This is a genomic window from Streptococcus infantis, assembly GCF_047463635.1.
Lineage (GTDB): Bacteria > Bacillota > Bacilli > Lactobacillales > Streptococcaceae > Streptococcus > Streptococcus infantis_W.
In genome coordinates, this window is record NZ_JASHDL010000001.1 from 260,250 (window position 1) to 281,565 (window position 21,316).

Sequence of the window (21,316 nt, forward strand, 5' to 3'; positions counted from 1 at the left end):
TGCTATACTAGAAATATGTTAGATTTGGAGAAATATAGTGTGACCATGTGGGAAGAGGACAAGATTCTCTCTTTCCGTCAAAAATTATTAGCTTGGTATGACGAAAACAAGCGTGATTTACCTTGGAGACGGAGTAAGAATCCTTATCATATCTGGGTATCTGAAATTATGTTGCAGCAGACTCGAGTTGATACCGTCATTCCCTATTATGAACGTTTTTTAGACTGGTTTCCGACTGTTGAGAGCTTAGCAAATGCTCCTGAGGATCGCTTATTAAAAGCCTGGGAAGGACTTGGCTATTATTCTCGTGTCCGCAATATGCAAACAGCCGCTCAACAGATTATGAGTGAATTTGAAGGCAAGTTCCCGTCTACTTATGAAGGTATTTCAAGTTTAAAAGGGATTGGTCCTTATACAGCTGGTGCAATCTCTAGTATTGCATTTAACCTTCCGCAGCCTGCAGTAGATGGCAATGTCATGCGCGTTTTGGCACGTTTGTTTGAAGTAAATCATGATATTGGAAATCCTAGCAATCGAAAAATATTTCAAGCTATGATGGAAGTTCTGATAGATCCTGATCGTCCAGGTGATTTCAATCAGGCTTTGATGGATTTAGGTTCAGATATTGAGGCTCCTGTTAATCCAAGACCAGAAGAGAGTCCTGTTAAGGAGTTCAGTGCTGCTTACCAACATGGGACCATGGATCGCTATCCCATTAAGGCTCCAAAGAAAAAGCCAATCCCTATTTATCTAAAGGCTCTTGTAGTGCAAAATAGTCAGGGGCAGTTTCTATTAGAAAAGAATGAGAGTGAAAATCTCTTGGTTGGATTTTGGCATTTTCCTTTGATTGAAGTTGATGAATTCTCAGACCAGACTCAGGACTTGGACCTTTTTAGTCAAGTAGCGGAGCCGATTCTAGAACTGGGACCATCTCCACAGGAGAGTTTTGAACAGGACTATGATCTTAAAGTTGAGTGGCAAGATCTACGTTTTGAAGAGGTCAAGCACATTTTCAGCCATCGTAAATGGCATATCCAGATAATTGCAGGCCGAGTTGCTGAGACAAAGGAATATGCAGATAGAGAAGTCCTTTGGCTAAGTCCAGAAGAATTTATCAATTATCCCCTAGCCAAACCTCAGCAAAAGATTTGGCAAGCCTACTTGAAAAGAAGCTGCTAGCATCGGTCATGCGTGTCTTCTTTACTTTTTTTTGGTATAATGAGATAAGGAAAAAGGTGACTAAATGAAAAAAATACTAATTGTAGATGATGAAAAACCCATCTCAGATATTATAAAATTTAATATGACCAAGGAAGGTTATGAAGTTGTAACTGCTTTTAATGGTCGTGAAGCACTTGAACAATTTGAAGCTGAGCAACCAGATATTATTATCTTGGATTTGATGCTTCCAGAGATTGATGGACTTGAGGTCGCAAAAACTATTCGTAAGACAAGTAGTGTTCCCATTATCATGCTTTCAGCAAAGGATAGCGAATTTGATAAGGTTATCGGGCTTGAGCTTGGGGCGGATGACTATGTAACCAAGCCGTTTTCAAATCGTGAACTACAGGCCCGTGTTAAAGCTCTTCTCCGTCGTACAGATCTTGTCTCAGTTGATAGCCAAGAACCTGAAACGAAATTACAAAGTCTGCAGATTGGCGATTTGGAGATTTTACCAGATGCCTACGTGGCTAAGAAATATGGTGAAGAGTTAGACCTAACCCACCGTGAATTCGAACTCTTGCATCATTTAGCTTCTCATCTTGGACAAGTTATTACCCGAGAACATCTTCTTGAAACCGTTTGGGGATATGACTATTTTGGAGATGTCCGTACAGTTGATGTAACCATTCGACGCTTGCGTGAGAAGATTGAAGATACACCAAGCAGACCTGAATACATCCTAACTCGTCGTGGAGTAGGATATTATATGAGAAATAATGATTGAAGTAATTAGACAAACAATTTTGACGAGCGACTTTATCTTTATCCTCATCTTAATTGGCTTTATTCTGTTAGTGTCTTTTCTCTTGCTTGAGAGTCGTCGTGATAATATTCGTTTGAGGCAGATCAATCAGAAAATAAAAGATTTGATTGATGGTGATTATTCTCAGGTTTTGGATATGCAAGGAAGCTCAGAGATAACTAATATCACTAACAATCTTAATGATTTGTCTGAAGTCATTCGTCTGACTCAAGAAAATCTGGAACAAGAGAGTAAAAGGTTGCATAGTATCCTGTCCTACATGACAGACGGAGTGCTTGCGACCAATCGTCGTGGTCAGATTATCATGATTAATGACATGGCCAAGAGACAACTTGGAGTTGAAAGGGATGATGCTCTTAATCAAAATATCTTAGAGTTACTCAAGATTGAAGAAGAGTATGAGCTGAGAGAACTTATTACTCAGAGCCCTGAGCTGATGATTTATTCGCAGAATCTTAATGGCGAATATATCAGTTTGCGCGTTCGTTTTGCCTTGATTCGTAGAGAGTCTGGCTTTATCTCTGGTTTAGTAGCAGTTCTACATGATACGACTGAACAAGAGAAGGAAGAACGTGAGAGAAGGCTTTTCGTTTCGAACGTTAGTCATGAGTTGCGTACACCTTTGACCAGTGTAAAATCCTATCTTGAGGCCTTGGACGAAGGAGCGCTGACAGAACCAGTTGCTCCAGACTTTATCAAGGTTTCTTTGGATGAAACCAACCGTATGATGCGGATGGTGACGGACCTCTTGCATCTATCACGGATTGATAACGCAACTAGTCACTTAGATGTTGAGTTGATAAACTTTACGGCCTTTATCACCTTTATCCTTAATCGTTTTGATAAAATGAAAAGTCAAGATGAGGAGAAGAAGTACGAGTTGGTGAGAGATTATCCGATTACTTCTGTTTGGATTGAGATTGATACAGATAAGATGACCCAGGTGATTGACAATATCCTGAATAACGCTATCAAGTATTCACCAGATGGTGGAAAAATCACTGTTAACATGAAAACTACAGATGATCAGATGATTTTATCTATTTCAGATCAAGGACTTGGGATTCCTAAAGAAGATTTACCAAAGATTTTTGACCGTTTTTATAGGGTTGATAAGGCTAGAAGTCGTGCTCAAGGAGGAACAGGACTAGGATTGGCTATCGCCAAGGAAATCATCAAGCAACATAAAGGCTTTATCTGGGCCAAGAGTGAATATGGCAAGGGATCTACCTTTACTATCGTACTTCCATACGATAAGGATGCCGTGAAAGAAGAGATTTGGGAGGATGAACTAGAAGACTAGAATGAGTGATATCGGTTTTAAATACAGTATTTTAGCATCGGGTTCCAGTGGAAATTCATTTTACTTGGAAACACCAAAAAAGAAAATTTTAGTAGATGCGGGACTCTCTGGCAAAAAAATTACAAGCCTCTTGAGTGAAATCAATCGTAAACCAGAGGATTTGGATGCTATCTTGATTACGCATGAGCATTCAGACCATATCCATGGCGTGGGCGTTCTGGCTCGTAAGTACGGAATGGATCTTTATGCCAATGAGAAAACCTGGCAGGCTATGGAAAACAGTAAGTATCTTGGTAAGGTTGACTCATCTCAAAAGCATATTTTCGAGATGGGGAAAACCAAAACCTTTGGTGACATCGATATTGAGAGTTTCGGTGTGAGTCATGATGCAGTCGCGCCCCAGTTTTATCGCTTTATGAAGGATGATAAGAGCTTTGTCATGCTGACGGATACGGGCTATGTTAGTGACCGTATGGCTGGCATTGTCGAGAATGCAGATGGCTATCTGATCGAGTCAAATCATGATGTGGAAATTCTACGAGCAGGATCCTACGCATGGCGACTCAAACAACGCATCCTGTCTGACCTTGGTCACCTCTCAAACGAGGATGGAGCAGACGCCATGATTCGCACACTAGGTGATCGTACCAAGAAAATTTACCTAGGCCATTTGTCCAAGGAAAATAATATCAAGGAACTGGCCCACATGACCATGGTCAATCAGTTAGCTCAGGCAGATCTGGGAGTAGGAGTAGACTTTCAAGTTTACGATACTTCACCAGACACCGCAACACCACTGACTGATATATAGAAAGGAACGCCGAGAGGTGTTCTTTTTATATTGACTGGGTTCTTAAAAAGTAATACAATGGTATTACCAATAATTCTAGGAGAAGAAACATGCCGACTATTACATTAAAAGTTTCCGAAGCAGATAAAACATTTATGAAAGCCATGGCTAAGTTTGAAGGAGTTTCTCTATCCGAGTTGATACGAACAAAAACTTTAGAAGCTTTAGAGGATGAATATGATGCTCGTGTAGCAGATTTAGCTTATCAAGAGCATTTAGAAGACTTGGAAAAAGGACTTAAACCCATTACTTGGGAAGAAATGATGCATAATCTAGGTCTGGAGGAAGATTAACTTGTATAAGCTAGTTCCAACAAGACGATTTATCAAACAACTAAAGAAATTAGATCGTTATACGCAGATACTAATTAAAAAGTATCTAGAAAATAACGTTTTAGAGGATCCAAGAAGGCATGGGAAAGCTTTGGTGGGGAATCCATGTGGGCAATGGCTGTACCGGATTGGTAATTATCGAGTTATTGTGCACATTGTAGATGATGAACTGATAGTCTCTACTTTAGAAATAGGTCATCGTAGAGATAATTCTTGAATTTCTTTTCCAAATAAATTTTCATTTTCTAAAATATGATATAATAGGGTTTACAATATAAGAAAGGTTGCTTATGACAATAGATATTAGTGAAGAACAGTTGGCTCTGGAGTCGGCTGACTTATTAAAAATTCTTTTAAAAGATCGAACGACAAAGAAAAATATTGTTTGGGCGACACATTCTTATGAATTGTTGGGAAAAGGATTTGCTCCAAGTGATCGCATCACTCCAAGTAGGGTGACGGGAACCTATGCAAGCTTGATTCAACCTCGTTCGGAAAAGTCTAAGTATGAGCAAAAAGATAGAACCAAGATTCGAGCGGAAGTATTTACGCCTACATGGTTGGTTGAAAAGCAAAATGCTTATGTGGAAGCTGAACTTGAAGTTCTAGCGCTTGAAGAATATATCAAAGTCCGCTGGCTAGAAATTACCTGTGGTGAGGCTCCTTATATGGTAACCCGCTATGATACAGTAACCGGAGAGGAAATTCCACTGTCTGAGCGAGTTGGTTTTGTTGATAGAAAATTACAGCGCATTAGTCGTGAGGTTACAGAAGAAGCCACCTTCTATGAACTTGTAAAAGAAGTTTACCGTGCTTCCTATGGCTATGAGTATCAAGGAGATTCCCTGCTTTTGGCGCGTGAAAATCTTTTAGCAACCTTTGAGGATTACTATCTAGCTAAGACTGGAAATCAACCAACATTAGAGCAAAAGAAAGAAATTGCAACCATTATCTCTTATAACGTCTTTCAGATGGACGGATTGAATAAAATCAGTCCTTACTCAGGTACACAAAAGCAATCTCAACAGCTAAGCTTGTTTTCAGATGAGCTGGAAGTAGAACAAGCAGTAGAATCTAAAACCCAAATCAAAGACTGGAAAAAGAATAAGATGATAGGTTTTGAGCGCCTATCTAGTGAGGAAAGTGAAATGAAATTTGATGTCGTGATAGGAAATCCGCCGTATCAAATAGATAGTGGGACATCTGCTCGTGATGATGCTATATATAATTTATTTTATGACTCTGCTGAAGAGATTTCAAAAAAATACCTACTTATTACCCCTGCTCGTTTTCTATTTAATGCAGGATCTACTCCTAAAAAATGGAATAAGAAAATGCTTGAAGACGAAAAATTAAAGGTTGTTTTCTATGAGCAAGACTCATCAAAAGTATTTCCGGGTGTTGGCATTTCTGGAGGTGTTGTAATTCTATATAGGAATGAAGATAAAATTTCTGGGCCTATAGGCTCCTTTACCAGTCATCCGGAGCTAAATAGTATTTCAAAGAAAGTAGAAAGTAACACTCCATCAACTTTGAATAATATTATTTCAGGTAGAGGTATCTATAGATTAACAGAAAAAGCGCATTTGGATTTTCCTCAGATTGAAAGTATACAATCAAAGGGGCATAAAAATGATATTGGTACAGGTGCATTTGATAAATTTACTGACATAATTTTCTTTGATTCGATTAATGAAAAGAAAGAAAATTTTACTAAGGTATATGGTAGATATCAAAACAATCGAGTGTATAGATATATACAAAGTGATTATATAAACAAACCTTTAGGTCATGAGAATTGGAGAGTTATACTACCAAAAGCGTATGGAACTGGCATTGCGAATAATAACACTTCTGTAATTTTGATAGGAGAACCATTTGTTATAGAACCTCTTTCAGCTTTTACTGAAACATACATTTCGATTGGTCAGTTTAGTAGTCAAGAGGAAGCATTAAACTGTTTAAAATATATAAAGAGTAAATTTGCTAGAGTATTACTCGCTGTCTTAAAAGTTACTCAGGATAATACACGTGATAAGTGGGCTAAAGTCCCACTCCAAGACTTTACGGTCAATTCGGACATTGATTGGACACAATCAGTGGCTGACATTGACCGTCAGCTCTATCAAAAATATGACCTTTCCCCTGAGGAAATTGCCTTTATTGAGACCCATGTAAGGGAGATGGACTAGAAAAATACTTTTATTTGACATATAGCGCCCAATGATCTATAATAGATTGCATAGGATTAGGTCAGGAAGCATACGATGCCCTGACCCTTTTTGTTTTATAGGAGATTAGTTTGAAGGAACATAAAACATTCAATCAACAATTAACGATTTTAAGAAATAGGGGAGTTGTGGTCCCAACGAATGGCAAACCAAAGAGATTTTTAGAACAAGAAAATTATTACAATGTTATAAACGGCTACAAAGATTTATTTTTAGTAAAGGATAGCAATAATCTCCCTGTTGAGCCTGAACTTTATCAAGAAGATACTCATTTTAACGAACTCAAAGCCCTATTTTTATTTGACAGGGAATTACGAATATTATTATTGAAATATTTATTGATATTCGAAAACTCAATAAAAACTACGATTGCATATGAATTTTCCAAAAAATATTCTCGGAAGAATGCTTATTTAGATATTGCAAATTTTGTCGATAATGACCCTAAAAAGGTTCTTCAACAAATCTCTATCTTAACAAAGACTATTCATGATAAGGTAGATAGGACAGGGGCTATTAAGCACTACATTGAAGAGCATGGAGAAGTCCCACTTTGGGTTTTGGTTAATTTTCTTACGATGGGAAACATTGCTAATTTTTACAATATTTTAACGGATAGCATGAAGAATATCATTGCAAAGTTTTATACAGACAAGTACAGAACACAAAATAAAGATCATACATTTAGACTTTCTAGTGCAGATTTAAGCGCTTGTTTGAAAGTGGTTAACTTAGTTAGAAATATCTGTGCACATGATGAACGACTGTATAATGTTAATTTAAGAAGTGTCAGAGTTTCCCAGATAGCAAATCATTTTGGGATTAGCAGATATGATAATAAACGTTTCATAGTGGTCATTCTATTTTTAAAAGTTGTACTTGATAAAAAAGATTTTCAAAGATTATATAAAGCTTTGATGCATTTATTTAAACAGTACGCTGATGAATTCAAAACAGTAGTATTTAACGACATTTTAAAGACTATGGGAATCGACTTAACTGAGTTGGAAAAATTAGCCTAATTTCATTTTAAAAGGAACACGTATGTCAGTTGAGATTAAAACAAAAAAGAAAATTGATCCTAAAATCTATGCTTACACTACACCGACTGTAACCAGTAATGAGGGCTGGATTAAGATTGGTTATACGGAGCGTGATGTAACGCAACGGATTAAAGAACAAACGCATACTGCTCATATAGATACAGATATCTTATGGACGGCTGCTGCAGCATATACGGAAGAACCTGATAAAGGAAAAACTTTTAAGGATCATGATTTCCACCATTTCCTTTCTTTCCATGATGTGGAGCGTCGTCCTAAGACGGAATGGTTTTACTTTAATGGAACTCCTGAAAAATCTAAAAATCTTTTTGATAAGTTTGTTCAGCATGATTTGTCAGGGTATCAGCCCGGCCAAGGACAGGACTATACTCTGCGACAAGAGCAAAAAGAAGCAGTTGCTAAAACGGTAGCTTATTTCAAGAATCACCCAGGAGGTAAGTTCCTCTGGAATGCCAAGCCACGCTTTGGTAAGACCTTGTCTACCTATGACCTAGCTCGTCGGATGGAAGCTGTCAATGTCCTGATTGTAACAAACAGACCTGCCATTGCTAATTCGTGGTATGATGATTTCGAAACATTCATAGCAGGTCAAACGACTTACAAGTTTGTTTCAGAGTCAGATAGCCTTAAAAATCGTCCAACATTGTCACGAAAAGAATTTGTTGGCCTTTTAGATGATGATGTACGACAACTTGCTTTTATCAGTCTTCAAGACTTGAAAGGTTCTGCTTATCTAGGTGGAGAGCATAATAAACTCAAATGGGTAACTGACCTACATTGGGATTTGTTGGTCATCGATGAGGCTCATGAAGGAGTTGATACTTTTAAGACAGATCAAGCCTTTAACAAGATTCGTCGGAATTTTACTTTACATCTTTCTGGAACTCCATTTAAGGCACTAGCTAAGGGAGATTTTACAGAGGAGCAGATCTATAACTGGTCTTATGCGGATGAACAGTCTGCCAAATCTACTTGGTCTCCTGAACAAGAAGAGGAAAATCCATATGAAAGCTTGCCTCAGTTGAATCTCTTTACCTATCAAATGTCCCAGATGATTGGTGAAGAGCTAGAAAAAGGTGCTCAACTAGATGGTGAAAATATCGATTATGCTTTTGACTTGAGTGAATTTTTCGCTACAGATGATAAAGGGAAATTTGTCCATGAACAAGATGTTATAAATTGGTTAGATACTCTATCAAGCAATGAAAAGTATCCATTTTCAACCAAAGAACTTCGGAACGAACTCAAGCATACTTTTTGGTTGTTGGAGCGTGTAGCCTCAGCTAAGGCCTTAAAAGCACTACTAGAAGAACACCCCATCTATGAAAATTATGAGATTGTTCTAGCTGCTGGTGACGGACGTATGTCAGAGGAAGATGATAAGGTCAAACTCAAATCCTTAGACTTGGTTAGAAAAGCGATAGCAGAGAATGACAAAACCATTACCCTATCAGTCGGTCAGTTGACGACAGGTGTGACTATCCCTGAATGGACAGGCGTATTGATGTTATCAAACTTGAAATCACCTGCTCTCTATATGCAGGCTGCCTTTCGTGCTCAGAATCCATATTCATGGAGTGATAACAAAGGAAATCACTTCCGCAAAGAAAGAGCCTATGTATTTGACTTTGCGCCAGAAAGAACCTTGATTCTCTTCGATGAGTTTGCCAATAACTTATCTCTTGCAACTGCTGGAGGTGGAGGAACTTCCGCAACTCGTGAAGAAAATATTAGAGAATTACTAAATTTCTTCCCTGTTATAGCAGAAGACCGTGCAGGTAAGATGGTTGAAATTGATGCCAAGGCGGTTCTAACCATACCTCGTCAGATAAAAGCTAGAGAAGTCCTCAAACGAGGCTTTATGTCCAATCTCTTATTTGATAATATCAGCGGCATTTTCCAAGCTAGTCAAACCGTTCTAGATATTTTAAATGAGCTTCCAGTTGAAAAGGAAGGCAAGTTACAAACACCTTCTGCACTACTAGACTTTTCAGATGTTACAGTCGATGATGAGGGCAATGCAGTAGTTGACCATGAAATCGTAGTTAATCAGCAGATGCGACTTTTTGGTGAAAAAGTTTATGCGCTGGGTGAGTCAGTTACAGAGTTGGTCACTGAGAATGAAGACAAAACTCAAAAACAGCTGGTCAATGACTTGAGCAAGACAGTTTCTTCAGTGATAGTAGGGGAATTGAAAGCTGGATATGATCTGAAAACTCGGGAAACAGACCAAATCAAGAAAGAAATTTCCAAAACATTTGAGAATGAAGTTCGAAAAAATGAGATAGAACGTAAAATTTCTGAAGCTCATATCAAGGAAGAGTTGCAACAACAGCTCAAGGAAACAAATGATAAGGAACAGAAAGATAAGATTCAAGAAGTTCTTGAAAAACGTTTAGAAGAAAATAATCTCATTCACAAAGAAAAATTAGAACAAACACTCAAAAAAGAAGTGGAAAAAATGCCTGAGAAATTTATCGAACAAGTTGAGATAAAACGTGTGGAGCAGTTGAAACAATCCGCTCAGGATGAGATTCGTGATCACCTTCGAGGATTTGCAAGAACAATTCCTAGTTTTATTATGGCCTATGGTGATCCATCTCTAACACTTGATAATTTTGACACCTTTGTTCCTGAACATGTTTTTTATGAAGTAACAGGGATTACGATTGATCAATTTAGATATTTGAGAGATGGTGGGCAAGATTTTACAGGACATCTATTCGATCGAGCAACGTTTGATGAAGCCATTCAAGAATTTCTTCGTAAGAAAGAGGAATTGGCAGATTATTTTAAAGATCAGAAAGAAGATATTTTTGACTATATTCCACCGCAGAAAACCAATCAGATTTTCACTCCTAAACGAGTGGTAAAGAGAATGGTGGATGATCTTGAAAAAGAAAACCCAGGAATCTTTGATGATTCATCTAAGACATTTATTGATTTGTATATGAAATCAGGCCTCTATATTGCAGAATTGGTTAAACGTCTCTATAATAGCGTAGGTATGCAAGAAGCCTTTCCAAATCCTGAAGAACGCTTAAAACATATCCTAGAAAATCAAGTTTATGGATTTGCGCCTTCAGAAATTATCTACAACATTTCCACTAATTTTATCTTTGGAAATCTCTCCCAAGATATTAGTAGAAAGAACTTTGTTTTAGAAGATACCATTCCTGCTGCTAAAGAAGGAAGGATTCAGGAGTTGGTTGATTCCTATTTTGAAAATAATTAAAAAAGAAGGCATTGACCTTCTTTTTTATATCTTTTTTACAAGCCTGCAAATTCTTTGATTTCTTGTGCTGACATAGAAGAGTCGCAACGGACATTGATTTGTCCATCAGCAATGTGAACGAAGCCTGGTACAGTTGGGATTCCGCAGCGTGAGCGGAATGCTTGCAACTCATTGAGTTGGCTTGGTTCTTCACTATTGATGAAGTAGATGTGAGCTTTAGTTTCAGCTACGACACCTGACAATGTAGCAGCAAATTTACGGCAGTAAGGGCAAGTTTTGCGACCGATAAAGAAGGTTGCAGTTTCTTTTTTATCAAGAGCTTCTTGCGCACGCGCAACTGTAGTGACTTCAAGGTCTTTGATGTTATCTAAAAATTGTTCCATGAGATTACCTCGCTTTCATTGATATGTCTAGTATGCCATAAAGTTTCTAAAATTGCTTAGATTTGATACGAAAAAAAGATGAGATTGGTTGGTCTCATCTTTTATAGGGCCTTATTTTACAAAAGCATTGATTTCTGCTTCGATATTAGTAATCTTAGCTTGTGATTCTTCGTTTGTTTCCCCTACAACTGCAATGTAGAACTTGATTTTTGGTTCTGTACCTGAAGGGCGAACGGCAATCCATGAACCGTCAGCAAGTGTGTATTTCAACACATCACTTGGAGGAGTTGTTAAGTTTGTAACAGTACCGTCAGCAGCAGTAGCTGTTTGAGCTTTGAAGTCTTCTACGACCGTGATAGCTGTTGCATTCCATTCTTTTGGAGCATTGTTACGGAATTTAGCCATAATCGCTTTGATTTGTTCAGCACCATCGACACCTGAAAGGGTAACAGAGATTGTCTTTTCTGCATAGTAGCCGTACTCTTTGTAGATTTCTTCGATACCGTCAGCAAGGGTCAAACCACGTGAACGATAGTAGGCAGCAAGTTCAGCAACGACTAGAACAGCTTGGATAGCGTCTTTATCACGTACGAATGGTTTAATCAAGTAACCGAAGCTTTCTTCAAATCCCATCATGTAAGTGTGATTGTGTTTTTCTTCGAATTCTTGGATTTTTTCAGCGATAAATTTGAAACCAGTCAGAACGTTGAACATGGTTGCCCCGTAGCTTTCAGCAATTTTCGTTACCAAGTCAGTTGAAACGATAGATTTGCAGAGCGCTGCATTTTCAGGAAGAGTTCCAGCATTTTTGTGGGCTTCCAAGATGTATTTAGCCATGATAGCACCGATTTGGTTACCTGAAAGGTTGAGGTAGCTACCATCTTTTTGAAGAACTTCAACACCAACACGGTCAGCGTCTGGGTCAGTTGCGACAAGAACGTCTGCACCAACTTGACGACCAAGTTCTTCAGCAAGGGCAAAGGCTGCTTGGCTTTCTGGGTTTGGAGATTTTACAGTTGAGAAGTCAGGATCGGCAGTTGCTTGCGCTTCAACGACTTGAACAGAGTCAAATCCTGCTTGGGCAAGGGCACGACGAGCCAACATTTCACCAGTACCATGAAGTGGTGTGTAGACAATCTTCATGTCTTTACCGAATTCTTCAATCAAGGCTGGGTTGATGTTTACGTCCTTAACCTCTTTAAGGTATTCTACGTCAACAGCTTCGCCGATGACTTCAATTAAGCCAGAAGCTTTTTCAGCTTCCACATCAGCAACTTCAACTGCAAATGGATTTTCGATTGCACGGATATAAGTAGTCAATGCGTCCGCGTCGTGTGGAGGCATTTGTCCACCGTCTTCACCGTAAACCTTGTAACCGTTAAATGGTGCAGGGTTGTGGCTGGCTGTGACCATGATACCTGCGAAACAGTTGAGATGACGAACTGCAAATGATAGTTCTGGAGTTGGACGAAGGCTTTCAAATACGTAAGATTTGATGCCGTGTTTAGCAAGAACTGCCGCAGACTCAAAGGCAAACTCAGGTGAGAAGTGACGGCTATCGTAGGCAATTGCTACACCGCGTTCTTTTTCGTTTCCACCTTTTGACTCAATCAAACGAGCCAATCCCTCAGTAGCTTGACGAACAACGTAGATGTTGATGCGATTTGTACCAGCGCCAATCAAGCCACGCATACCTGCAGTACCAAATTCAAGATTTGTATAGAAGGCATCTTCCTTAGTTTTTTCGTCCATATTTTCCAAATCATGACGAAGATAGTCTGGAAGTTCTGCGAAATCAACCCATTTTTGGTAGTTTTCTTGGTAAGACATAGGAAATCTCCTTTAATATATAATCTAATCGCTTACATTATATCACGATTTGAAGTTTTAGTAAAACGTTAGCATAAGTTTCTGAAAAAGTTATGAAATATACCTAAACCACAAGTCTTGAACGGCTTACCGAAACATGCTATACTAACTGTATGATTATTTTACAAGCTAATAAAATTGAACGTTCTTTTGCAGGAGAGGTTCTTTTTGATAATATAAACCTACAAGTAGATGAAAGAGACCGTATTGCCCTCGTTGGAAAAAATGGTGCTGGGAAGTCTACTTTGCTCAAGATATTGGTTGGAGAAGAGGAGCCAACCACTGGTGAAATCAATAAGAAAAAAGATATTTCCCTCTCATATCTAGCACAGGATAGCCGTTTTGAGTCTGAGAACACCATTTACGATGAAATGCTACATGTATTTGATGACTTGCGTCGTACTGAAAGACAACTTCGCCAGATGGAGTTGGAGATGGGGGAAAAGACTGGAGCAGAACTAGATAAACTCATGTCTGACTATGATCGCCTATCAGAAAATTTTCGTCATGCTGGAGGATTTACCTATGAAGCCGATATTCGTGCTATCTTAAATGGCTTCAAGTTTGACGAGTCTATGTGGCAGATGAAAATTGCAGAGTTATCTGGTGGTCAAAATACTCGTCTAGCTCTTGCTAAAATGCTCCTTGAAAAGCCTAATCTCTTGGTCTTGGATGAGCCGACTAACCACCTAGATATTGAAACCATTGCCTGGTTAGAAAACTACCTTGTAAACTATAGCGGTGCCCTCATTATCGTCAGTCACGACCGTTATTTCCTCGATAAGGTTGCGACCATAACACTCGACTTAACAAAACATTCTTTGGACAGATATGTAGGAAACTACTCGAGCTTTGTGGAGCAGAAGGAGCAAAAACTCGCAACTGAAGCTAAGAACTATGAAAAACAACAGAAGGAAATTGCTGCCTTAGAAGACTTTGTTAACCGAAATCTTGTTCGAGCATCGACAACCAAACGTGCTCAATCTCGACGCAAGCAACTGGAGAAAATGGAGAGATTGGACAAGCCTGAAGCTGGCAAGAAATCAGCTAATATGACCTTCCATTCTGATAGAGTATCTGGTAATGTCGTTTTGACGGTGGAGAATGCTGCCATTGGCTATGATGGTGAAATCTTATCAGAACCCATTAACCTTGATCTTCGTAAGATGAACGCCATCGCCATTGTTGGTCCTAATGGTATTGGTAAGTCAACCTTTATTAAGTCTATTGTAGACCAAATTCCATTTATTAAGGGGGAGAAGCGTTTTGGTGCTAATGTTGAGGTTGGTTACTATGACCAGACGCAAAGTAAGTTAACTCCGAGCAATACAGTCTTAGACGAACTCTGGAATGATTTTAAATTGACGCCAGAAGTTGAAATCCGTAATCGCCTAGGTGCCTTCCTTTTCTCTGGTGACGATGTTAAGAAATCAGTTGGAATGCTTTCAGGTGGAGAGAAAGCTCGTTTGCTTCTAGCTAAACTTTCCATGGAAAACAATAACTTCTTGATCCTCGATGAGCCGACAAACCACTTAGACATCGATAGCAAGGAAGTCTTGGAAAATGCACTGATTGACTTTGATGGGACTCTTCTATTTGTCAGCCATGACCGTTACTTTATCAACCGAGTGGCCACTCATGTGTTGGAATTATCTGAGAATGGGTCAACACTTTATCTGGGTGATTATGACTATTATGTTGATAAAAAAGCAGAGCTAGCAGCTAGCCAAGCAGAAGAAGCAGCAGCTGTTAACGAAGAAAAAGAAGCTTCTCCAGTTAATGACTACCAAGCTCAAAAGGAAAGTCAAAAAGAACTTCGTAAATTGATGAGACAAATCGAAAGTCTTGAGACAGAAATCGAAGAGCTGGAAACTCAAGCCCAAGCAATCTCTGAACAAATGCATACCACCAATGATGCGGATGAACTCATGCAATTGCAAGCAGAACTGGATAAAATTAGCCATCGTCAGGAAGAAGCTATGCTGGAGTGGGAAGAATTGTCGGAGCAGGTGTAAGATGGAAAATCTTGGAAAAGTCTTTCGTGAATTTCGAATCAGTAAAAATTACTCTCTAAAAGAAGCTGCAGGAGAGGCCTGTTCGACCTCCCAATTATCCCGATTTGAATTGGGGGAGTCAGATCTGGCTGCATCTCGTTTCTTTGAAATATTAGATAATATTCACGTGACGATTGAGAATTTTATGGATAAGACTAGAAATTTTCAACATCATGAGCATGTCGGCTTGATGGCTCAGATTATTCCGCTTTACTATTCAAATGATATTGGAGGTTTTCAAAAGCTTCAAGAAGAACAACTTGAAAAGGCTAAGAGTTCAACAAATCCCCTCTATTTTGAGCTGAACTGGATTTTGTTACAAGGTCTGATTTGTCAAAGAGATGCTAGCTTCACTATGAAGCAAGCTGATCTGGATAAGGTGGCGGATTATCTTTTCCAAACAGATGAATGGACCATGTATGAGTTGATTCTCTTTGGCAATCTCTACAGCTTTTATGATGTGGACTATGTTGCTCGCCTTGGTAGAGAAGTGATGGAGAGGGAGGATTTCTACAAAGAAATTGGTCGCCATCGAAAACTGGTCTTGATTTTAGCTCTTAATTGTTACCAGCATTGTTTAGAACATCTTGCTTTTGAAAATGCCAGCTACTTTGAAGCTTATATAGAGAAGATCATAGGTAAGAGCATCAAACTCTATGAGCGTAATGTTTTCCACTTTCTTAAAGGATTTGCTCTTTATCAGAAGGGGCAAAAAGAAGAAGGTTGTAAACAAATGCAGGAAGCCATGCATATTTTTGATGTGCTAGGTCTTCCAGAGCAAGTAGCTTACTATCAGGAACATTACGATAAATTTGTAAAAGATTAATTTCCCAAATAAGGGAAAAATGAGAAACTCCTTCAAGTTTTGATACAATAGTTTCAAAATTTGAGAGGAGTTTTTATGAATCGATATGCAGTACAGTTGATTAGTCGTGGAGCTATTAACAAACTAGGAAATATGCTCTATGATTATGGGAATAGTGTTTGGTTGGCATCGATGGGAACGATTGGGCAAACCGTTCTAGGGATTTATCAGATTTCTGAACTCGTTACATCCATTCTAGTCAATCCTTTTGGTGGAGTGATTTCAGATCGTTTTTCCCGTCGCAAGATTTTGATGACAACAGACTTGGTTTGTGGGATTCTCTGTCTGGCCATTTCTTTTATCAGAAATGATAACTGGATGATTGGAGCTTTGATCTTTGCTAATATTGTCCAGGCCATTGCATTTGCTTTTTCTCGGCCTGCCAATAAAGCTATTATCACAGAGGTGGTAGCAAAGGACGAGATAGTGACCTATAACTCTCGCTTGGAGTTAGTTTTACAGGTTGTAGGAGTCAGTTCTCCGGTGCTTTCTTTCCTTGTTTTACAATTTGCAAGTCTCCATCTGACGCTCTTATTAGATGCTTTGACCTTTTTCATCGCTTTTGCCCTAGTCGCTTTACTTCCCAAAGAAGAATCAAAGGTTCAAGAGCAGAAGAGTTTTACAGGGAAAGATATTTTTGCAGATATCAAAGATGGCTTACACTATATCTGGCATCAAAAAGAAATTTTCTTTCTCTTATTAGTGGCTTCCAGTGTGAATTTCTTTTTTGCAGCTTTTGAGTTTTTGCTCCCTTTTTCAAATAAATTTTATGGTATAGACGGAGCCTATGCAACTATCTTAACCATGGGTGCAATTGGCTCAATCATCGGAGCATTGATTGCAAATAAATTTAAATCCAATATGAATACACTTTTGTTCTTATTGATCCTCACAGGAGTAGGAGTTTTCATGATGGGCTTGCCACTGCCAAATTTTCTAACTTTTTCAGGAAACCTAGTTTGTGAACTCTTTATGACAATTTTTAATATTCACTTCTTTACACAGGTACAGACCAAGGTTGACGGAGAATATCTGGGGAGGGTATTGAGTACCATTTTTACACTGGCAATTCTCTTTATGCCGATTGCGAAAGGGTTAATGACCTGTCTACCGAGCGTCCATTTAGCTTCCTTTTTAATTATCGGACTTGGAGTTATTTTACTTTCGTTGATATCGATAGTCTATATTCAAAGACGGAAGAAGGATTCGAGTGAGAAAAACCAAAATTGAAGATAAAATTGAGTAAATCTGCCCATTATAAAACGTATCGTATCAGTTCATTGAAGTCTTGATATTATACGTTTTTTTAATTTTAAAGACTTTTTAACTATTTTCTACGATTTGTTAAACTTATCAAGGTAAAAAAATGCTACAAGACAGTAGACATCCTGAAGTTTCTATCTTATTTTTAATACTAATTGAGTTATAAAAGGGCATGCTCAAATAACACCTCATCTGTATACAATAAAATGGACTAGGTAATCATTTTAGGGAATTGACCGATTACAATAGTATATATCCGTGAATGCCATCTGCTTCAGTCTTTTTTCTGTTAATGTAGTATAATAAAGGGTGTAGGGATTCTATTTTTTGAAAGGATTTTTCTAAGAACGAAACTCCAATTAGAAAGAGGAGAAGCATGAAGCAATCACTTGAATTTTTAAGAGAAAGAATCACCGATAAGATGTCCTTAGAGGATATGGTAGCTATCTTTGAAGACTTGTGTCGTGAGCCTATTGATGATGAGATGATTTTATTTGAATCAGGGACGTTTACAAGTATATCTGATAATCCCTTGTTTCAACTATCGTTGGTAAGGCAAGCTCCAAATGAAGATGAAGAGTTTTATCAAGTTCACCTTGATATTTTCTATGAAGCTAGTCAAGACAATCAAATCTTTAGTGAATCAACCTGGGATGAAGATTTAGAGGAAAATATTTTTGACTACATTAGAAATTCAGAAGTATTTGCCTATGCTAAAGAGCAGGAATACCTAGCAGTCAAAATGTATCTTGAAGAAACTTAAGAAAAGGTAGTAATATGTTTGATTTTTTTAGAAAGAAAAAAGCTAAGGTCCTTTCTATGAATTTACACGGAAATTCTATCGATGTTCTAGAAACAAGCTTGAATTTCCCTTTATCATTAAAGGATATTGAAACTGTTTTTGGAAAACCTGACCGATTTTTCAAAAAAGAAGGGCAGTTTATCAAATACATTTATGATGAACTTGGTTTCGTATTTGTGCATTCCTTTGAAGTTAAACAACACTTAAAGAGTTGTGAGGTCTATATTGATGAGGAGTATTTAATAACTTCGCTATATTTATATTTTGGAGAGAAGGTCAAACCCATGTGGGACGAGGAAGAATTACCTCTCAATCCTTGCAAGACCCTGATAACTTGTAATGGAAAAAGCCCTTATTTTATTTCTGATAGACAGAGAGTAGGGGATTTTAACTTGATTTTATGGACTCCTTACGGAACTAATTTTAATGGAATTGCAGAGACCATCACTGACACACTTTCTATTTCCTACTTTCCAGAGGTCAAACATGAACGGGAAAGCTACAAGTTAAAAGAAACTGACGAAGAACTGCTACACTTTGACAATATAAATTTTAAACTAACTATTATCCAAGTTTTGATGTATGATTTACTTGTACTGAAACCCTACTTTGACATCTATGATTTTGCGGAAGAATTTAGTGAAGAGGAAATCGACACAGAAAGTATGGAGATTATTCAGCCGGCCCTTGAATATATGATGAATCTTCCTATACCTAAGAAATATGCCGAACAAGTTCAAGAAATCTATATGGATGGCGGAAATGAAATTTATCTGAATTTGATTCCTCAGTGGGATGGAGAAGATGATGGTTTCGATCTAAATGAAGTGAGTCTTAAAGAACTGCAACAGTTTCCAAATCTGAAGCAAGCGACTATCATAAGCAATAATTTTGAACATGTCAAAGAAACGTTCGACAAGCAAGGGGTTCAAGTGAAGTTATTATAATTGTCGCATTTATCTGGATAAATCATAAATGGATGAGATAAGTTCTTTAAGGATAAGGGCTAAAAAGGAAAGAAATCTGGTGTTGGAAAATGAACATTCTTGATCTTAATTCTAATCAGAAAGAGACGATATTGTTAATCCACCCTATGTTATCATCTGCTCAAGGGATGAAGTCCCTTATTGCAGACCAGATGGGGCAAGAGTTTAGATATATCATTCCGGATTTGTCTGCGCATGGGCAATCAGCTTCGGATACTTACGAGTCAGCTCTTAAGGAAAGCCAGATGATCTATGATTATCTAAAAGAACATCAGATAAAAGACCTGAGTTTAGCCTTTGGTGCATCCTTGGGTGGAGTTGTGTTACTGAAATTATTGAATTACAAGGATATCAGGTTTGGGAAACTTGTTTTTGAAGGGGTTAGTTTATGGACCAATGCGCCCTTGCTTGATGTCTTTACTAGGTATTTATTGTTAATAAAGCATAGAAAAGCCTTGCGAAATAGAAATATAGCTGTTCATAAGATGGTTTCACTTTATGGAGAAAAAGGAGAGATGATGGCGGATTCTTTCATTGCTATGGCTGAAGAAAGTATCAGACATATTTCCCATGATTGTGCCTTCGTAGCTTTGCCTAATCTTACGCTAGAGGAACAAAAAAACTGTGTTTTCTTTTATGGTTCAAAAGAATTCGACTTGATAGCTGCTAAAAAAGTTCTTCCAAAAAAGTATCCTCATGCCACATTTCACATTTGGCAAGGATATGACCACTGTCGCAAGATCACTGAAAATTCGGCAGTTTACTCTAAGATCCTGCGAGATGAAATGTTAACTAATGTACAGTATTAGAACACACAAAAAAGACCTATGTGTAAGACCATAGAAATGAGTGAAAATAGATTGATGCAAGATCCTGTATGACCTTAACTTTATCTAAGAGCTGCTAAAATAGTTGCTCGCCAAAAGTGCTTGCAACTCCAAACATATTTAGAAAGATAAATTGATGAAAAAAAACAATCGACTGATAAAAATTGTCCTTTGCTCAACGTTTCTTTTGACCTTAGTAGCTTGCAGTCAACCACAAAAGGCAAGCGATGCTACTACGGAAAACTCAGTAACTCAAACACAGTCTGGTCAAGTTTCCTGGAAAGCGTCTTACACCAATATGAACAGTAAACCAAGTGCAGAAGAAGTTCGAAAAGCTTTGGCTGCGCATTTGGATAAGGACAGTGTGGATGCATTTTTCAACCTTGTAAATGATTATAACAATACTGTCGGTTCAGTTGGTTTAACTGGAGATTTTTCTACATTTACCAAAAACGAGTATGACGTAGAAAAGATTAGTAATCTTTGGACACCGAAAAAAGGTGATTTTGTAGGTACCAACTGTCGTATCAACAGTTATTGTTTATTGAAAAATTCCATCGAAATTCCTAAGTTAGAGAAAGATGATTCCCTTTTGTTTGTCGATAATGATGCTATTGATAAGGGAAAAATCTTTGGTGCAGAAGACAAGGATGCCTTTGATATTCTATTCTCAAGAGTCAAGACCCAAGCAACAACTGATGTCAAGGTTCATGCTGCTAAGATGGAAAACTTCCTTTCTCAATTCAAGTTTAATGAAAATGCAAGAATGTTGTCTGTAGTCGTCCATGATGACTTGGATGGGCAATCCCTCTTTATCGGCCATGTCGGTATACTTGTGCCAAGCGAGGATGGCTGCCTCTTTGTTGAAAAGTTGACCTTTGAGGAACCTTATCAAGCCATTAAATTTGCGACCAAGGAAGATTGCTACAAATATCTAGATACAAAATATGAAAACTATACAGGTGAAGGTCTAGCTAAACCATTTATTATGGATAATGATAAGTGGGTTCAACTCTAAAAGTAGTATTTTTGGGATGATTTGCCTAAAGAGTGGGATAAGAAGTTACCAATCGAATGATAGCTAAATTGATATGATTAGAGGACAGCAAGCATGGATGAACATACATTAAGAGTTGTAAAAATTGATAAGGAAGCTATTTTTGAATTGATCTACGAAACTTTTAGAGCGCAAGAGCAAGAACTGCTGGACCTGTCTCCAGTAGATGTTATCAATGATTGTGCTATGGATTGGTAAAAGGGAGAGT

General features: G+C 38.0%; 19 protein-coding genes. 17 read left to right on the plus strand and 2 right to left on the minus strand.

Features of this window, described 5'->3' with window-relative positions; translation table 11 throughout:
• Positions 1–15 precede the first annotated feature (15 nt).
• From mutY to QM867_RS01290, 9 genes are all read left to right on the plus strand, one after another.
• Positions 16–1,179: an A/G-specific adenine glycosylase gene (mutY, locus tag QM867_RS01250; RefSeq protein WP_414314970.1), complete on the plus strand. Its 1,164-nt coding sequence runs from the start codon at positions 16–18 to the stop codon at positions 1,177–1,179.
• Positions 1,180–1,243: 64 nt separating this feature from the next.
• Positions 1,244–1,948 carry a response regulator YycF gene (gene yycF, locus QM867_RS01255; protein ID WP_075231732.1) on the plus strand — a complete coding sequence of 235 codons (705 nt, stop codon included), beginning with the start codon at positions 1,244–1,246 and terminating at the stop codon, positions 1,946–1,948.
• Positions 1,941–3,290: a cell wall metabolism sensor histidine kinase VicK gene (gene vicK / locus QM867_RS01260; RefSeq protein WP_248034301.1), complete on the plus strand. Its 1,350-nt coding sequence runs from the start codon at positions 1,941–1,943 to the stop codon at positions 3,288–3,290. The genes yycF and vicK overlap by 8 nt, the downstream gene beginning before the upstream one ends.
• Before the next feature lies 1 nt (position 3,291).
• A complete protein-coding gene (locus QM867_RS01265) occupies positions 3,292–4,101 on the plus strand; it encodes an MBL fold metallo-hydrolase (RefSeq protein WP_248034300.1) in 810 nt (269 codons plus the stop codon).
• Between the two features lie 89 nt (positions 4,102–4,190).
• Complete coding sequence (relB, locus tag QM867_RS01270) at positions 4,191–4,433, plus strand: type II toxin-antitoxin system RelB family antitoxin (RefSeq protein ID WP_248034299.1); 243 nt, start codon at positions 4,191–4,193, stop codon at positions 4,431–4,433.
• Position 4,434: 1 nt separating this feature from the next.
• On the plus strand, positions 4,435–4,689 hold the full coding sequence (locus tag QM867_RS01275; RefSeq protein WP_248034298.1) for a type II toxin-antitoxin system RelE family toxin: 255 nt from the start codon (positions 4,435–4,437) through the stop codon (positions 4,687–4,689).
• A 73-nt stretch (positions 4,690–4,762) separates the two neighbouring features.
• Positions 4,763–6,664: an Eco57I restriction-modification methylase domain-containing protein gene (locus QM867_RS01280; protein ID WP_248034297.1), complete on the plus strand. Its 1,902-nt coding sequence runs from the start codon at positions 4,763–4,765 to the stop codon at positions 6,662–6,664.
• Between the two features lie 110 nt (positions 6,665–6,774).
• Positions 6,775–7,725, plus strand: a complete 951-nt coding sequence (locus QM867_RS01285; RefSeq protein ID WP_248034296.1) for an Abi family protein — start codon at positions 6,775–6,777, stop codon at positions 7,723–7,725.
• A gap of 22 nt (positions 7,726–7,747) precedes the next feature.
• The gene (locus QM867_RS01290; RefSeq protein ID WP_414294910.1) at positions 7,748–11,002 is read left to right on the plus strand and encodes a DEAD/DEAH box helicase family protein; all 3,255 of its coding nucleotides are present in this window, start codon (positions 7,748–7,750) and stop codon (positions 11,000–11,002) included.
• Positions 11,003–11,037: 35 nt separating this feature from the next.
• Here QM867_RS01290 and QM867_RS01295 read toward each other — a convergent pair whose 3' ends face one another.
• Positions 11,038–11,385, minus strand: coding sequence for a thioredoxin (locus QM867_RS01295; protein ID WP_414294909.1), 348 nt, complete (start codon positions 11,383–11,385; stop codon positions 11,038–11,040).
• Between the two features lie 111 nt (positions 11,386–11,496).
• Complete coding sequence (locus QM867_RS01300) at positions 11,497–13,215, minus strand: phospho-sugar mutase (RefSeq protein ID WP_414314971.1); 1,719 nt, start codon at positions 13,213–13,215, stop codon at positions 11,497–11,499.
• Between the two features lie 152 nt (positions 13,216–13,367).
• On the opposite strand from QM867_RS01300, the gene QM867_RS01305 reads away from it, so the two are divergent.
• The 8 genes from QM867_RS01305 to QM867_RS01340 all read left to right on the plus strand — a co-directional run bounded on the left by QM867_RS01305 (position 13,368) and on the right by QM867_RS01340 (position 21,306).
• Positions 13,368–15,269 carry an ABC-F family ATP-binding cassette domain-containing protein gene (locus QM867_RS01305; RefSeq protein WP_414273865.1) on the plus strand — a complete coding sequence of 634 codons (1,902 nt, stop codon included), beginning with the start codon at positions 13,368–13,370 and terminating at the stop codon, positions 15,267–15,269.
• Between the two features lies 1 nt (position 15,270).
• Positions 15,271–16,134 carry an XRE/MutR family transcriptional regulator gene (locus tag QM867_RS01310; RefSeq protein ID WP_414314972.1) on the plus strand — a complete coding sequence of 288 codons (864 nt, stop codon included), beginning with the start codon at positions 15,271–15,273 and terminating at the stop codon, positions 16,132–16,134.
• Positions 16,135–16,209: 75 nt separating this feature from the next.
• Positions 16,210–17,403 (plus strand): MFS transporter, encoded by a 1,194-nt coding sequence (locus tag QM867_RS01315; RefSeq protein WP_248034290.1) that lies wholly within the window; start codon positions 16,210–16,212, stop codon positions 17,401–17,403.
• A 409-nt stretch (positions 17,404–17,812) separates the two neighbouring features.
• The gene (locus QM867_RS01320; protein WP_248034289.1) at positions 17,813–18,199 is read left to right on the plus strand and encodes a hypothetical protein; all 387 of its coding nucleotides are present in this window, start codon (positions 17,813–17,815) and stop codon (positions 18,197–18,199) included.
• Between the two features lie 14 nt (positions 18,200–18,213).
• On the plus strand, positions 18,214–19,185 hold the full coding sequence (locus QM867_RS01325) for a DUF6892 domain-containing protein (protein WP_248034288.1): 972 nt from the start codon (positions 18,214–18,216) through the stop codon (positions 19,183–19,185).
• Between the two features lie 89 nt (positions 19,186–19,274).
• Positions 19,275–20,033: an alpha/beta hydrolase gene (locus tag QM867_RS01330; RefSeq protein ID WP_248034287.1), complete on the plus strand. Its 759-nt coding sequence runs from the start codon at positions 19,275–19,277 to the stop codon at positions 20,031–20,033.
• 154 nt (positions 20,034–20,187) lie between these two features.
• Positions 20,188–21,069, plus strand: a complete 882-nt coding sequence (locus QM867_RS01335; RefSeq protein WP_248034286.1) for a DUF4300 family protein — start codon at positions 20,188–20,190, stop codon at positions 21,067–21,069.
• Positions 21,070–21,162: 93 nt separating this feature from the next.
• Entirely contained in the window at positions 21,163–21,306 is a 144-nt protein-coding gene (locus QM867_RS01340; RefSeq protein WP_248034285.1) for a hypothetical protein, read from the plus strand.
• Positions 21,307–21,316 lie beyond the last annotated feature (10 nt).

Excerpts from the sequence above, each read along its gene's own strand:
- QM867_RS01300 (WP_414314971.1), bottom strand. The coding sequence starts at position 13,215 with ATGTCTTACCAAGAAAACTACCAAAAATGGGTTGATTTCGCAGAACTT.
- relB (WP_248034299.1), top strand. The coding sequence starts at position 4,191 with ATGCCGACTATTACATTAAAAGTTTCCGAAGCAGATAAAACATTTATG.
- QM867_RS01315 (WP_248034290.1), top strand. The coding sequence starts at position 16,210 with ATGAATCGATATGCAGTACAGTTGATTAGTCGTGGAGCTATTAACAAA.
- QM867_RS01265 (WP_248034300.1), top strand. The coding sequence starts at position 3,292 with ATGAGTGATATCGGTTTTAAATACAGTATTTTAGCATCGGGTTCCAGT.
- vicK (WP_248034301.1), top strand. The coding sequence starts at position 1,941 with ATGATTGAAGTAATTAGACAAACAATTTTGACGAGCGACTTTATCTTT.
- QM867_RS01320 (WP_248034289.1), top strand. The coding sequence starts at position 17,813 with ATGAAGCAATCACTTGAATTTTTAAGAGAAAGAATCACCGATAAGATG.
- QM867_RS01325 (WP_248034288.1), top strand. The coding sequence starts at position 18,214 with ATGTTTGATTTTTTTAGAAAGAAAAAAGCTAAGGTCCTTTCTATGAAT.
- mutY (WP_414314970.1), top strand. The coding sequence starts at position 16 with ATGTTAGATTTGGAGAAATATAGTGTGACCATGTGGGAAGAGGACAAG.
- QM867_RS01280 (WP_248034297.1), top strand. The coding sequence starts at position 4,763 with ATGACAATAGATATTAGTGAAGAACAGTTGGCTCTGGAGTCGGCTGAC.
- QM867_RS01330 (WP_248034287.1), top strand. The coding sequence starts at position 19,275 with ATGAACATTCTTGATCTTAATTCTAATCAGAAAGAGACGATATTGTTA.
- yycF (WP_075231732.1), top strand. The coding sequence starts at position 1,244 with ATGAAAAAAATACTAATTGTAGATGATGAAAAACCCATCTCAGATATT.
- QM867_RS01335 (WP_248034286.1), top strand. The coding sequence starts at position 20,188 with ATGAAAAAAAACAATCGACTGATAAAAATTGTCCTTTGCTCAACGTTT.
- QM867_RS01310 (WP_414314972.1), top strand. The coding sequence starts at position 15,271 with ATGGAAAATCTTGGAAAAGTCTTTCGTGAATTTCGAATCAGTAAAAAT.
- QM867_RS01290 (WP_414294910.1), top strand. The coding sequence starts at position 7,748 with ATGTCAGTTGAGATTAAAACAAAAAAGAAAATTGATCCTAAAATCTAT.
- QM867_RS01340 (WP_248034285.1), top strand. The coding sequence starts at position 21,163 with ATGGATGAACATACATTAAGAGTTGTAAAAATTGATAAGGAAGCTATT.
- QM867_RS01295 (WP_414294909.1), bottom strand. The coding sequence starts at position 11,385 with ATGGAACAATTTTTAGATAACATCAAAGACCTTGAAGTCACTACAGTT.
- QM867_RS01305 (WP_414273865.1), top strand. The coding sequence starts at position 13,368 with ATGATTATTTTACAAGCTAATAAAATTGAACGTTCTTTTGCAGGAGAG.